At 45.7% G+C, this 14,418-nt stretch carries 16 protein-coding genes; 14 read left to right on the forward strand and 2 right to left on the reverse strand.

What is annotated here, in order from left to right; translation table 11 throughout:
• The first annotated feature begins 110 nt into the window (after positions 1-110).
• The 9 genes from AC4E8D_RS12660 to AC4E8D_RS12700 all read left to right on the forward strand — a co-directional run bounded on the left by AC4E8D_RS12660 (position 111) and on the right by AC4E8D_RS12700 (position 9,265).
• The gene (locus AC4E8D_RS12660) at positions 111-1,427 is read left to right on the forward strand and encodes an ABC transporter substrate-binding protein (protein ID WP_490206274.1); all 1,317 of its coding nucleotides are present in this window, start codon (positions 111-113) and stop codon (positions 1,425-1,427) included.
• A gap of 208 nt (positions 1,428-1,635) precedes the next feature.
• Positions 1,636-2,517, forward strand: a complete 882-nt coding sequence (locus tag AC4E8D_RS12665; RefSeq protein WP_074094700.1) for a carbohydrate ABC transporter permease — start codon at positions 1,636-1,638, stop codon at positions 2,515-2,517.
• A 17-nt stretch (positions 2,518-2,534) separates the two neighbouring features.
• Positions 2,535-3,431, forward strand: coding sequence for a carbohydrate ABC transporter permease (locus tag AC4E8D_RS12670; RefSeq protein ID WP_237175844.1), 897 nt, complete (start codon positions 2,535-2,537; stop codon positions 3,429-3,431).
• Between the two features lie 189 nt (positions 3,432-3,620).
• Positions 3,621-4,169, forward strand: coding sequence for a glutathione peroxidase (locus AC4E8D_RS12675; RefSeq protein ID WP_076216217.1), 549 nt, complete (start codon positions 3,621-3,623; stop codon positions 4,167-4,169).
• Positions 4,170-4,234: 65 nt separating this feature from the next.
• Positions 4,235-5,098 carry an AraC family transcriptional regulator gene (locus tag AC4E8D_RS12680; protein ID WP_047842609.1) on the forward strand — a complete coding sequence of 288 codons (864 nt, stop codon included), beginning with the start codon at positions 4,235-4,237 and terminating at the stop codon, positions 5,096-5,098.
• A gap of 136 nt (positions 5,099-5,234) precedes the next feature.
• Complete coding sequence (locus tag AC4E8D_RS12685) at positions 5,235-5,489, forward strand: hypothetical protein (RefSeq protein ID WP_221825065.1); 255 nt, start codon at positions 5,235-5,237, stop codon at positions 5,487-5,489.
• 146 nt (positions 5,490-5,635) lie between these two features.
• Positions 5,636-6,235: a nitroreductase family protein gene (locus AC4E8D_RS12690; protein WP_405132086.1), complete on the forward strand. Its 600-nt coding sequence runs from the start codon at positions 5,636-5,638 to the stop codon at positions 6,233-6,235.
• A 94-nt stretch (positions 6,236-6,329) separates the two neighbouring features.
• On the forward strand, positions 6,330-7,961 hold the full coding sequence (locus AC4E8D_RS12695) for an S-layer homology domain-containing protein (RefSeq protein ID WP_490206275.1): 1,632 nt from the start codon (positions 6,330-6,332) through the stop codon (positions 7,959-7,961).
• Between the two features lie 386 nt (positions 7,962-8,347).
• On the forward strand, positions 8,348-9,265 hold the full coding sequence (locus tag AC4E8D_RS12700; protein WP_490206276.1) for an NAD(P)/FAD-dependent oxidoreductase: 918 nt from the start codon (positions 8,348-8,350) through the stop codon (positions 9,263-9,265).
• Between the two features lie 111 nt (positions 9,266-9,376).
• Here the strand turns inward: AC4E8D_RS12700 and AC4E8D_RS12705 are convergent, their stop codons facing one another.
• Positions 9,377-9,592 carry a hypothetical protein gene (locus tag AC4E8D_RS12705; protein ID WP_490206277.1) on the reverse strand — a complete coding sequence of 72 codons (216 nt, stop codon included), beginning with the start codon at positions 9,590-9,592 and terminating at the stop codon, positions 9,377-9,379.
• Positions 9,593-9,838: 246 nt separating this feature from the next.
• On the opposite strand from AC4E8D_RS12705, the gene AC4E8D_RS12710 reads away from it, so the two are divergent.
• The 5 genes from AC4E8D_RS12710 (at position 9,839) to AC4E8D_RS12730 (ending at position 13,415) form a co-directional block, all read left to right on the forward strand.
• Positions 9,839-10,192, forward strand: a complete 354-nt coding sequence (locus AC4E8D_RS12710) for a DUF3243 domain-containing protein (RefSeq protein ID WP_036609024.1) — start codon at positions 9,839-9,841, stop codon at positions 10,190-10,192.
• Between the two features lie 544 nt (positions 10,193-10,736).
• A complete protein-coding gene (locus AC4E8D_RS12715) occupies positions 10,737-11,303 on the forward strand; it encodes a hypothetical protein (RefSeq protein WP_490206278.1) in 567 nt (188 codons plus the stop codon).
• Positions 11,304-11,460: 157 nt separating this feature from the next.
• Complete coding sequence (gene cyoE / locus AC4E8D_RS12720; protein ID WP_339184361.1) at positions 11,461-12,318, forward strand: heme o synthase; 858 nt, start codon at positions 11,461-11,463, stop codon at positions 12,316-12,318.
• Between the two features lie 387 nt (positions 12,319-12,705).
• Positions 12,706-13,188, forward strand: a complete 483-nt coding sequence (locus AC4E8D_RS12725) for a tetratricopeptide repeat protein (RefSeq protein ID WP_490206279.1) — start codon at positions 12,706-12,708, stop codon at positions 13,186-13,188.
• 29 nt (positions 13,189-13,217) lie between these two features.
• Complete coding sequence (locus AC4E8D_RS12730) at positions 13,218-13,415, forward strand: DUF3040 domain-containing protein (protein ID WP_237175835.1); 198 nt, start codon at positions 13,218-13,220, stop codon at positions 13,413-13,415.
• Between the two features lie 42 nt (positions 13,416-13,457).
• On the opposite strand, the gene AC4E8D_RS12735 is transcribed toward AC4E8D_RS12730, so the two are convergent.
• Positions 13,458-14,333, reverse strand: a complete 876-nt coding sequence (locus tag AC4E8D_RS12735) for a LysR family transcriptional regulator (protein WP_339184367.1) — start codon at positions 14,331-14,333, stop codon at positions 13,458-13,460.
• Between the last annotated feature and the right edge of the window lie 85 nt (positions 14,334-14,418).

A 14,418-nucleotide genomic window follows, 5' to 3' on the forward strand; every position in this document is an offset into this window, starting at 1 on the left:
CCGTATTTTTGTTCAATCCGAATCATGGATATGTATCTTATGAACCCAGCAAGGTCCCTGCTACGATGTAACGGAAGGTACACTTCAATTCAGGGAGGTCATGTGACCAGATGAGAATCAAAAAAGGATTAACAGGATTAATCGTAGGTGCGCTGATGCTGGGCTTGCTTGCCGGCTGTGTAGGTAAAAATGAGACGAACGGTGGGGATAACGGAGGTGGAGCGGCAGGGGGAAAAGTGAAGCTCACCATGTGGGGCGCGGTACCGCCCGAGAATGGTCCACAGGAAGTCGTGGATACCTGGAATGCGGAGCATCCTGATATTCAGGTGGAATATGTGCGGTTTGTGAATGACGATGATGGCAACCTGAAGCTGGATACGGCGCTGTCCACCGGGCAGAACGTTGACCTGTATGTCAACTATACCCTTACAAATCTGGATAAACGCATCAAGGGCGGTACAGCACTGGATCTGGGCGAGTTCACCGACTACAACATTGATGAGAAAATGGGTGAAGATGCGGCTTCCTGGAAAGTGGACGGAAAATATTACGGGATGCCAACCAAGAAAAACGCTGCCTTCTTCGCTTTAAATATGAAAGCGCTTGATCAGGCCGGACTGAGTGTACCGAAAGCCTGGACATGGGATGAAGCCCGTGAATATGCACTCAAACTGAAGACAGCTGGCTTCAAGTACGGATTGGTGCAGCATACCGCTTCCTATGTAGACCCGCTCGATTCCGTTCTGGTGAAGAACGGTTATGTTAAGGCAGACGGTTCTTCCAACCTCGATGATCCACTCGTTACCAAATGGCTGGAGACGTTGAACGGAATGATGAAAGAGGACGCAACTACGCCTCCACTCGGTGAGCAGCTGACTTCCAAAATGCCGGTGGAAAACATGTTCCTTGGCGGTGAGTCTGCCATGATTAATATCGGCGAATGGCTGATCCGCACATCCAACAATATGACCGAGTTCCCGCGGGATTGGAAAATCGCCTTTGCCCCTGTACCGAGATTGGCTGCACAAGAAGCAGATATGGTGAAGAGTGGAGGACTTGGTGACTTTATTGCGATCAATTCCAAGTCGAAAAATAAAGAAGCCGCATGGGAGTTCCTGAAATGGTACGCCGATGGGGGAATGATGCCGATGGCTGCGGGTGGACGTTTGCCTTCCTCCAATGCGGTTGATCAACAGACTGCGATCGATCATTTGCTGGGCGATTATGCCGATTCTTATGATAAAGAGTCTCTGGAATTTGTGTTGTACGGTGACGAGACACCTACGTTTGTCCGCAGCATTGCGCAGGAAGTGGTCGATCTGCGTGCACAGGAGTATGAAAAGTTCTTCCTTGGTAACCAGACTGCCGAAGTAACGGTACAGAACATGGTCAAACGCCATAATGACTGGCTGAAGCAGAATCAATAGATTGCAAAAGCAATGAGTCCAAAGGCCGTCCCAATGGGGCGGTTTTTTCTATATAAACAATAGAACAATTCCATGTTATTTCTCTCCCATAAGGAACTGCCGAAATACATATATCTGTGATATCAGGTACAGGGTTATGTTCCTTAAATGTTAGAGGACATCTTGTTATGCTTAATTCCAGAACAGATGTTAAGGAGTGGGGGAGCATATGCATAAATCCTGGATGAAACGGCAGAGCAGGCTCGGGTATCTGTTTATTGGGCCCAATATGATTGGCGTGCTGTTGTTTTTTATTATACCGGCTGTCTATTCGTTCTATCTCATGTTCACTGATTACAAATTTATGAGCCCGGAGACGAATTTCGTCGGGCTGGACAATATCCGCCGGATGTTGAATGATGATCTGTTTGGCGTGGCGCTGCGAAATACATTTGTATTTCTGTTAGCGGTTCCGGTATCGATGGGGTTGGCATTTATCGTAGCTGTGGCGCTGAACAAGTCGGTGTACTGGCAAAAAACGCTGCGTGCCCTCTATTTCATGCCCTATATCACCAGCGGTGTTGCCATCGCTTTTGTCTGGATGCTGCTGTTCCAGCCAACATCGGGGCCAATTAATGGTTTCTTGCGCGGAATCGGTATTACGAACCCTCCCGGCTGGTTATCAACAACCGAATGGTCCATGTATGCGATTGATATCATCTGGATCTGGTTCATGCTGGGTTACAACATGATTATTTATCTGGCCGCTTTGCAGGAAATTCCGGAGGAACTGGTTGAGGCTGCACGGATAGATGGAGCCCGTCCATGGCAGACGATACGCCAAGTGATTTGGCCTCTTGTGAGTCCAACTACCTTTTTGCTGCTGATTACCGGGCTGATTATGACCATCAAAAACTTTGGTATCATTCAAGCGATTACCCAGGGTGGGCCGGGGAACAGTACAACCGTCCTGTCGCTGTTTATCTACCAGAATGCCTTCCGCTACTACGAGATGGGCTACGCTGCTGCCATTAGCTGGGCACTCTTTGCCATCATTATGGTCTTCACTGTTTTGCAGTGGCTCGGTCAGAAACGTTGGGTTCACTATTAAGGAGGGGAGGGATCGTTATGGAGAAACAAATTGCCGCGAATGCGAAGCCCACAGCTCCACATTCACCTAAAGTTAAAGTCCGCATGGAGTCCTTGAGCCAGATTCGAAAAATCATACTGACAATTCTGATGTCCGGGTTTGCCCTGCTGATGGTTATGCCGTTCATCTGGATGATCAGCACGTCGTTCAAATCTCCTGCGGACGTATTCACCTATCCCATCCAGTGGATACCCTCCAGCCTGAACTGGGAGCATCACATTAAGGTCTGGAGCGGAGCGGATACCTTTGCGACGTATTATCTGAACTCGTTGAAAATATCGCTAATTAGTACGGTCGGAGCTGTATTTCTCTCGGCTTTTGCAGCCTATGGCTTCGCACGGATTCAATTCAAAGGTCGGGAGACATTGTTCCTGATCTATCTCTCGATGATGATGGTGCCTCCGCAGGTGCTCTTTGTACCGAAGTTCCTGATGTTTGAATGGGTCGGCATATATAATACGCACTGGGCATTGATCCTGCCCGGAATGTTCACGATCTTTGGGGTGTTTATGCTGCGGCAATTCTTCCTGTCCGTGCCTTCAGAGATCTCGGAAGCGGCGTTCATCGACGGTGCCGGTCACCTGCGAATATTCTTCAGGTTGATTCTGCCCTTGGCAAAGCCAGCGTTGGCTACGCTGGCGATCATTGACTTCTCCTGGCACTGGAATGACTATGAAAATGCGCTTGTGTTCCTCATCGACAAAGACCTATACACCGTGCCGCTCGGACTGCAGAATTTTATTCTGGAGAATAATGTGGATTACAACGGCATGATGGCCGCTGCAACGGCAGGCATTATCCCGATGATCATCGTTTTCCTCGTGGGTCAGCATTATATCATTCAGGGCGTAGCCGGAAGTGCCGTGAAAGGCTGAATCTGCTGTCACTGTGATCCCATATAATAACCCTTTTGCTGAACGAAGAGATTTTCGTGGCAGAAGGGTTTTCTGTGGTGAGGGAGAGTAACTTATCTTGCGCGATACAATAGTTCAAACTTCGTATATAATTAACAATGACATATGATGCTGTATGACTACATAACTATCGCGAGGTGCACTAGACTTATGCCAACCATCTACGACTTTACCGTAACCAGAACCAGTGGAGAGCGTTTCCCGCTCTATCAATATGAAGGAAAACCTGTGCTCATCGTAAACACGGCAAGTAAATGTAAATATACGCACCAGTTTGATGACATGCAGAAGCTGTATGACCAGTACAAGGATCAAGGGCTTCAGATTATTGGTTTCCCGTGTAACCAGTTTGCAGAGCAAGAGCCTGGAAGCAGTTCGGAAGCGGAATCCTTTTGTCAGATTAACTATGGTGTGAAATTTCCGATGTTCTCCAAACTGGATGTGAATGGAGAAGCGGCGCACCCGCTCTACGACTTTTTGAAAAGATCAGGGCCTTTTGCCGGCTTTGATGAAACAGATATACAGGCCAAATTATTGAAATTAATGGTGGCTGAGAAGGCACCAGAATGGTTACACGGCGATGCAATCAAATGGAATTTCACGAAATTCCTGATTGATGCAGAGGGTCGTGTGGTCAGACGCTTCGAACCTATCGACTCCATCGACGAGATTCAAGAGAGTATTAAACAGCTTCTATAATTTCACTTTCATATATCCTACAGGGGCATGACACAAATCGTTTCCCTCTTCCGAACAGGAGGTGCATGAATGTGCCGAGCATGATGCAATTTAGTGCTTCACTGGAGTATAGTTACCGATCCACCAGCATATTTAACCCAGGCAAGTCAGATGGATTCCACTCACATCCACATTATGAGATTTATTATTTTCATGATGGAGAATGTACCTACATCATAGGAGACCGGGTATATAACCTGGAGCCGGGTGATCTGGTGTTAATGCATGGCTTGACTCTTCATCGACCACATCCGAAGCCAGGCAGTGCTTATGAGCGAAGCACACTGCATTTTGATCCGTCTGCAATCCGCAGCAGCCTGCATCCGGACCGTATGGCTGAGGTCCTGAGACCATTTGAAGAACTCAGAAACTGTCGGGTCAATCTGAAGGGAGATAACCGCTCTGAATTCGAAGCTCTATTGCATGATCTTCATCGTCTGTCTCAAAGTCAGAGCAATTTCAGGCAAGAGCGAATGAATGTCAGACTGTGTGATCTGTTGTATTTTGTAGCAGAGATCTGCCAGGGTGATGTCCAGGAACAACTTCCCTCATCGGAGAGAGAGCGGCATGTCCAACACATTATTCGTTATGTGGATACCCATTATATGAAGGACATTGGTCTGGATGATTTGGCACTGGAATTACATCTGTCCAAGCCATATCTGGCAGGTATGTTTAAGGAAATGACAGGTTTGACGATATTCAAATATCTGTATGACCGCCGTATCAATCAGGCGAAGCTTTTGTTTCAGTTTCAGCCTGAGATCACCGTGACAGAAGCAAGTCGATTGTCCGGTTTCAAACGCCTTTCGCATTTTAGTCGGATGTTCAAACAAAGTGTGGGATGTTCGCCTGATCTGTACCGTACCCAATTGCATCGCCAATCATAGAAGTCTTGTTTGAGCTGACCAGCTTGTCTGGTTGGCTTTTTTTGTTGATTTTCGTTTGAGGAATGCATACCACTGTGTTTAGAGGACACGCAGAACAGGTAAAGAAAGGTAATGAACCTAGAGGAGGCGAATATGAATGAAACAGCGCACACCGGATCAGAATAACAGCGATACCCATCAGGAGCAATCCCGTGACAATCCTGAACAATATAAGACAGAGCACGAAAGTCTGCTTGACAGATATGAAGAAGAACAGACTGTAGATCCAATTCCGATGGAAGATCTGAATATGGAGGCTCAGGAAGAGAAGAATAAAGACCAGACAAAAAGCAACTCGTCTACTGAAGAGAAATACCGGGCGGATTATCGTAAAAAGACGGGCGAAGGATAATTTCAATTGCTGTATTGGGCAAACTTGTTGAATTGTTTTCGGTGAATGTATATTTAGTGAAAATAAATTAGTTTGTTGACTAATGTATGTTACTATATTATAGTTACTGTGTTGGCAATTGAAAAAAAATTGGGAGGCGATTAAGAATGACAACTTTTTTTGATGCGTTGAAAAACAGAAGATCTTATTATGGGATCAGCAAGGAATCTACAATTTCGGATGCTAAAATCCAGGAAATCGTAGAAGAAGCGGTGAAATATACACCAACTTCCTTTAACTCACAAACATCCCGTGCCGTTGTATTGCTCGGTGAACAACATGATAAATTGTGGAATCACACAGAAGAAATTTTGCGTGAAGTGGTAGGCAATGAAGAAGCCTTCAAATCCACAGCAGAGAAAATGACTGGATTCCGCAGCGGATATGGTACGGTTCTCTTCTTCGAAGATAACAATGCGATCGCACAGCTTCAACAAAATTTTGCAGCTTATGCAGATAACTTCCCAATCTGGGCTAACCAATCCAACGGCATGTTGCAACTGGTAATCTGGACTGCTCTGGAACAAGAAGGTCTGGGTGCATCTTTGCAGCACTACAACCCGTTGATTGATGAGAAAGTGAAGCAAGAATGGAGCATTCCTGAGAACTGGAGATTGATCGCTCAGATGCCATTTGGTAAACCAACGGCAGCACCGGGTGAGAAAGAATTCCAACCCATTGAAGATCGCGTAAAAGTACACAAGTAAGCTTCGCATTTCCCAACATTTAACCACATACGGCCTCGCTTTAATTTGATACGATGATAGTTGATCGTAATCCAATGAAGCGAGGCTTTTTGATGTGAATAATAGATTAAAAGACATAACAAACCAACGGATATGGAAAATAGCTTTATGCGGGTTATTAACACTTGGATCGGTGGCTGGATACGGCTCTACCGTTCAGGCTGCAAGCGTGCAGCAACAGTTTCAGGATACGCACACCAGTTACGCTAAGGATGCCATTACACATCTGGTGGCCAAAGGTATTGCTGCCGGTACGTCAGAGACTACGTTTGAACCGAAGAAAGCCGTTACTCGTGCAGAGTTTGCGACGTTTGCGGTTAGATTGCTAGGTTTGAAGTCCGTAAAAAATAATATAAATCCCTATCAGGATATAAGCATGAATGCTTGGTATTACGGCAACGTTGCTGCCATGACGAATCTTTTTATTTTGGAGGGTAAGGGTCAGGGAACTTTCCAGCCTAATGCTTCCATTACGCGTGAAGAAGCGGCTGCCCTTCTTGTGCGGATGTTAAAACAACAGCCGGTAGAGACATCACTCTTATCTTCAACGTATTTTGACGCAGCGGATATCTCGGACTGGGCACGTCCTTATGTGCAGACAGTCTATCAACTTGGACTAATGCGGGGAAGCGGAGGCGTGTTCCGACCACATCACCAGGTAACGCGGGAAGAAGCAGCCGTCATGCTTGATGCCATTTTACAAAAGAAAACATGGTCTGAGCAGTTACAACGTGGGGACGAACTTGGCGTTCAGCTGGGCTGGCAATATAACTCCACTACAGCTGAGTTCAAGAAGCAAGTGGAACAGTCTGAAGTGAATACGCTTGTCCCGCGCTGGTTTTTCCTGAACAGCAGTATGAAAGTAACTGATCACGCAGACCCAGCATTGATCTCCTGGGCATCCGCCACCGACAGGCAGCTATGGCCATTACTTGGGAATCGTTCCGATTCGGCACTTACGCATCAGATGTTATCCAGTTCGGCCAACCGAGCGGCAGTGATCTCACAGGTAGCCGCTTATGTCAAAACCTATAAACTGGACGGCATTAACGTGGACTTCGAGAATGTCGATCCTATGGATCGTGAAGGATTAACAGCATTTGTCACCTCGTTGACGGCAACGTTGCACGCACTGGGTGCAGTTGTGTCTGTGGATGTATCGCCAGACCTGGGTACTGATTGGACGGATGCATTTGATTATGCCAAGCTGGGCGCTGTATCGGATTATATGGTGCTGATGGGATATGAGGAACACTGGAATGGTGATCCAAAAGCAGGGTCTGTGGCCTCTCTTCCATGGGTGGAAAAAGCTTTGGACACCATGCTCTCCGAGGTGGTACGTGCCAAAACAATTTTGGCCCTTCCATTGTATACACGAGACTGGTCTTCCGTGAATCCAGCAACCAGTTCTTGGGACATTACACTGGCAGACCAGGGAATGCGTGCGCATGCTACGGGATCTGTAAGACGATGGGATGCAAGTCTGGTTCAATATATTATCGGGTACAACAGTAATGGTAAGCCAAGATATATATGGGCAGAGGATAGTCGTTCGTTATCAGCCAAAGTGTTAATGAGTGAGCAACGGCAAATTGCTGGACTGGCTTACTGGTATATGGGCGGCGAAACAGCGGATGTATGGAACGCCATCTCGAATGCATCGCGATTTGAATCTTATAACTTCTAAGTAATCATAAATCTTATAGGTCCAAACTCACCGTGATTCCTACGGATGGTTTGGGCCTGTTTATTTTGGTATAAGATAAGGAATAAGAGGAATCGTTTAAGCTTTGCTGAACGGTTTAATGTATAGAAGGACAAAATATATATATATTGAGCTAAACATTTACACAAAACGGAGAGGACAGAACGAATCTGAAGAAGCGAAGCGTGCGCCTAAAAGCTTTCTGAAAGAAAGCTGCATCGAAAGCATACGCTTATCCCCGGATTTACCCTTTGTAGAAGGTATTAAAAAATCTGGGGATAACAGCGATCGGAAGGTTGTTTTGTCATCGGAGTGAGCAGTGTAAATATTCTTTAGTTCAATGTATATAGTTCAGGAGGAGAAGGAGCATGCGAGAGGTTGATTGCATAATTGTAGGTGGAGGGCTCGCAGGGCTTCAGGCAGCCATTCAACTTGGACGTTATTCAGCTCATCAGGTGTTGGTAATCGACGCGGGAGAAGGCAGATCGACGTTGTGCCGGACTTATCATAATATCCTCGGTTTCCCCGATGGGGTATCCGGTGAAGAGCTTAGAGAACGAGGCAGGATGCAGGCAGAGCGGACAGGTGTATCTTTTGAGAAAGACCGTATCTTTAAAGCGGAACGTAAGGGAGAAAATATTCATTTATTCGGTACTTCCGGATCTGAATATAGGAGCAAAACCGTGTTATTGGCAACGGGACTCACGGATAGAGTTCCGGACATTCCAGGACTAACCCCTACGCTGGGCCGAACCGTGTATGTCTGCCCTGATTGCGATGGTTATGAGATTCAGGATCAACGTACGGTACTGTTGGGATCTGGTGAAGCAGGTGCCAATATGGCAATGATTTTAATTCAGCGTACGAATGATCTGTTATATATTAATCATGAGCAGGCCCCCATATCTGCAGAGCTGCATCGCAGCATGAAAGAGGCGGGAGTGCGTTATCTGGAAGCGGCTGTCCAGGAAGTGCAACAGATTGAGGATGGTCATATCACCGGTGTTCTGACCGAAGATGGTCAGATCTTTGAGTCGGAGCGTGGATTTATCGCATTTGGAGGCAATCGTGTACACTATGAACTGGCGGAGCAGCTTGGAGCTGTAATCGCAGATAACAAACATGTAGAAGCTGATCCACGCAGCTTGAAGGCAGCGACTAATGTGTGGATTGCCGGGGATCTGGGTCTGCACGCAGAGCAAGCAACTGTTGCGATGGGTGAAGGTTCCATTGCCGCGATCTGGATTCATAAGGCGTTACAGCAGATGACAAAGGATTCACGTTGAAATGTACCTCTGGATAAGAGGCTGATTATTCAATTATTACCAAAAAGTCCTCCCAAGCCATGCGTATGGCAGGAGGACTTTTTAAGCTAACTTTTGCTATGGAGAAAAGGATTACGCTTGTTTATCCGATGAATCCGTTGACTTGGAAGAAGACTTCTCGCCCTTTGAGTCATGTGAGAAATCTTTGCGAATGTTGTCCACGATATCACCAACCACGCCTTCGATCATATCGGTTGGTCCGGGATTATTTTTGTCTGGATGGATAACGGTATTTACTCCTGGTTCAAGTTCATCGTTTGTCTTCTCATGTTTGGTTTTATCACGCATGGGAAATCCCTCCTGATTCGATATTGTATAAGGTGTTCATTAACATATCCAAACACCGTTACGTATATGTAAACGATTAACCGCTGTAGTTCTTTTGAAACGTGTACTTGCTCATATATAGAAGATCTATACAGAATTGAACGTACTGATTAAAGTTCTGCAATACGTTTATATTATAGATAACCAGTGAGTATTAAGTTTAAAGCTCCAAACCAATAAACAACTATTATGCAGGAGGTTATTCAAATGAATGAAGAAAATCATGTAATCCATAAAGATGGCCAGGTTTCAACGGACAAGGTGGACAACGCAATTGAGAAGATTGCGCCGGAAGAAAGAGAACAGATTCTACAGAACTTTGATGCATTCAAAGAATACCTGGGTAAGCGAATTGCCATGGGAGAATCGATTGGACTAAGTGAGGAGCAGATGGCCAAAATTGCCGAGAAAGTAGCGGATTATCTGGCAGCTCGGGAGGAGCCCCGGAATCGTGAAGAGAAACTGCTTCAGGAGCTGTGGAATGTCGGCAAGGAAGATGAACGTCACATGCTGGCTCATATGCTCGTTCGTTTGGCACAAAGCTCCACACCCAATCATTAAGATTAACATCTATGCGGGAACCTGTGACGTCTTATTCAAGGGTTTGAAAGTCCCGCAGCAAACTAAGGAATCTGAGACGCGCTATATTGGTATAAACGGCCGTTAATATCGTGTTTCAGGGAATTTTGGCAAATAACGTGTTTCATGTTCCTTTCAAAATAAAAGGAGCGCCAGAAGGCCGAATAAGATGTCCTCGGTTCTTTAGCCGTCTGGACCATTCGTCACAACTAGGCAGCTTGGACTTCAAGATGTTTGGACATAGACATCCTTCATGTATCACTTGACTGAGTTTAAAAGACACACCCTAGTAAAGAACCTCTGAATGGCGATGCCTTCAAGGGTTCTTTACCGTTTATGGAGACTACAGACAGAAGTGATGACGCGCGTTGTAACTATTTTTAATCTGGCTGATACTTTTATAATCTCTGTTCCAAGTATGATAGGAAAAGAAAGAACGTTGGAATCGATAGTTCACATGAGCGTTTGAGAAGCAAGACTTCCGGTTAAGGAATAATAACGTTCATATTAAGGAGAGGTGTTACCTATGAAGAACGCGACAAAACAATGGAAACTACGAATGATCGGTGCAGTTGTTGCTTTACTTGGCATGATTGTGCTGACTACATATTTACTTACCCCTGCGAATGCTCAAGGTAGTACGGACGCTCAACAGCCTTCTGGCAAAGACGCACAGGTTGCGAACTCTGAGATGTTTACAGCCTATGTTGAAGGTATGCATGTAGAAGACGGCAAATTGTTTATGACAGTGGACAAGATTGGCTGGTATCAGGGTGAAGAAGCTGATACGATTTTTGCACAGCGCAATCCGGAAGCTGGTATAGATGGTGCTCCAGATGGTTACTATATTGTTAACGATAGCAAAGAGCAGGAACAAGTTGAGGTTAGTGCCAATGCTGAAGTGTTGATGCAGTTGTATGATCGGGATGGTACGATGCAGGGCGTAGACATTCAGTGGAATGAGCCTGTGACATTATCCAAGTTCGAATCGTTGTATGAGAATACCCGTATTCTTGATCTGTCCGTATTCCCGTATCATCTGACGGTGCAGGATGGAAAAGTGACTAAAATTGTGCAACAATACATCCCATAAAATTAGATGAAATTCATCATTCAAGCATTCCTCCTGTTCATTGGAACGGTGAGGGATGCTTTTTGGTTATGACAAATTCATGAAAGCGATTGTAATTAATGGTAGGTACATGTATCATTATTGGAATGGCGTTTTTACATAGTTCAGGAGGAGCCTCATGCTTAAAGACATGATTGCATTAACTAAGCCCGGACTTCTAAGGTTAAATGTGTTTGCGGTGGCGGTAGGATTCTGGGTAGCTTCAAAATGGGATATCAACTGGTTATCTCTGCTCATGGTCGTGATTGGATCAACTTTGGTTATTGCTTCAGCTTGTGTAATCAACAATTATTGGGATCGTGAATTGGACCAAAAGATGGAGCGCACCAAAAAAAGGATGGATTACATCAACCATCTGAAACCAGGGTTTGTACTTGGCTATGGCATTATCCTTGGTGTTGTGGGACTAGCAGTACTGTATCTCCTGGTGAATCCGTTATCAGGCTGGATGGCACTGCTTGGGTGGTTCGCTTACATCGTGATTTACACGATGTGGTTGAAACGCAGTTCAACGTGGAGCACGTCGCTCGGTGGAATTGCGGGAGCGATGCCGCCTGTCATCGGTTATACGGCTGTAACCAATGAAATTGATGCAGGTGCCTGGTTGCTGTTTGCACTATTATTCTTGTGGCAGCCACCACACTTCTGGTCATTGGGTATTCGCCGGGTAGAGGAGTATCGCGCTGCGGGCTTCCCGTTGTTGCCAGTGGTTAAAGGGGTGAAACGCACCAAGTTTCAGATGATTCCTTATGTTTTTCTGCTGCTTCCTGCTGTATTTCTGTTGTATTATTACAACTACGTAGGTCTGGTATTTCTGATTGTATCTCTGGTCGGTGGACTGATCTGGTTCGTGCATACACTTAGCGGACTGAAGACACAGGATGATGAGAAGTGGGCAAAAGTAAACTTTCTGATCTCGGTTAATTATCTCATGCTCGTATTTATTGTCATGGTAGCGAATACGGTATGGTCATAATTAGACGATGAACAGATCATTTTCAGAGAGATTTCAGCTTAAGCTATATAAATTGAATTAAACATTTACACAAAACGGAGAGGACAGAAAGAACCTGAAGAAGCGAAAGCGTTCGCCTTTATCCCCGGATTTTCACCTTTGTTAAAATGATTCGAAAAATCCGGGGATAACAGCGATCGGAAGGTTGTTCTGTCATCGAAGTGTTCAGTGGAAATATGCTTTAGTCCATTTTTTATAACAAGCTGCATCGAATGAAAAAGCACACGATGGAATAGCGTTTGGACAACCTTAAGTTGTTACAACATATTCTCTGGGGTGCTTTTTTGGTATAATAAAACAATTGAATCATATATGTGGAAATTATATTGCAAGATGGGAAGTGACAGCATGAGTAATTTGGAACAGGCCGTACGATGGAGACAAGAAGGCAAGGTGCAGGAAGCGATTGAACTACTGCAAGAGATTACAGTCCAGGAACCCGAGAATGCCAATGTCTGGTATCAGCTCGCTTGGGCACATGATTCGCTTGGGTTAGAGCGGGAGGCTGTCCCGCATTATGAGAAGGCACTAAGTCTTGGACTTTCTGGCGAGGACAGAGCAGGTGCAATACTTGGACTTGGCAGTACATATCGAACGCTTGGACAGTATAAGCAGGCGAAGGTTTGGTTTGAAACGGGCATGAAAGAATTCCCGGCGTACCGGGAATTTGAAGTTTTCTTTGCCATGGTGCTCTACAATCTGGGTGAACATGCAGAAGCGATGCAAAGACTGCTCGTGCAACTTGCGGACACGTCAAGTGACAAGAGAATCAATGACTATAACAGAGCAATCCGTTACTACGCAGATCAGCTCGATCGGGTGTGGGAATAGATCGAATACACAGAAAAGGGGATGTATGAATGAACTCCAATCAAGAACTGAAACAGGTAAATGAAAGATTGGATCAGATTGAGCAAAAGCTGGATAACCTGGGAGGCAGCCAGCGGAACAAACGCTCACCTGGCGTGCGCTTCCTGATTGGTTTTGGCATCACGATTGCGATTATATCTGTACTGCTGCTGACTCTTGGTGTTATCCAATTTGTGAGTATCGGATAGGAGAAATCGATCTTAACTACAGAGCTAGTGAGTTCTCCAAATTTACATAGCAGGGCCAAGCCACTGTTGCACCTCTTCTATAAAACGTCGCGTAGCGGGCGATAGATTACCCAAAGATGGGCAGGCCATGCCAATCGTACGATAAGGATCTCCAGTGAGTGGCACGAGCGCGAGTGAATCAGTATGATTTTGAAGTACCATTTCGGGAAGCAGGCTGATACCGAGACCATTCCGGACCATCGCCATGATGGCTTGATCCTCTGCTACTTCATAGACGACATTGAGCTTGGCCGCATGCTGCCGGATCAGTCGTTCTATCTCGTTATCTCCGCCCCACTTGGGCAGAATAAAGGGTTGCTCCAGCAGAATATCAAACGAAACAGACTCCTCTGAGGCGAGAGGATGATCCAGAGGCAGGATACACATCATCCTGTCTTTTTGTAATGGGATCGTCTCAAAAGGTGATGAATCGCCAAGGGACAGAAATCCGAGATCGATGGCACCTCCAGCCAACCAGCCCTCAATCTCAGCATAATCGCCTTCCCACAGCTTGATCTCAATTCCGGGATGACGCAGACGAAATTGTTTCAGGATGCCCGGCAACCACTGTGTGGACACACTGGCGAAAGTACCAATACGCACGGTACCAATCTCCGCGCCGCGAATGAGGGAGATTTCCTGATTCATGAGTTCCGTCCAGCGCAGAATTTCACGGGTGTATCCCAGAATACGTTCGCCTTCAGCGGTAACACGCACACCGGAGCGGCCGCGATGGAGCAGTGAAAAACCACATTCTGTCTCAAGACTTGCGATGGCATGGCTGACTGCGGATTGGGTGATATTCAGAGCTTCAGCTGCTTTGGTGAGACTGCCATACTCCACAACGGTATTCAAAATTTCGTATTTGATCAGTGACATGAATGGTTCCGTTCCTTCCCATTTTCGATACATGAGTTTATTTCATATAATCCATTATAAATATTCATTTTTATAATGCAAAGAG

This window comes from Paenibacillus sp. SRL342 (assembly GCF_984798905.1).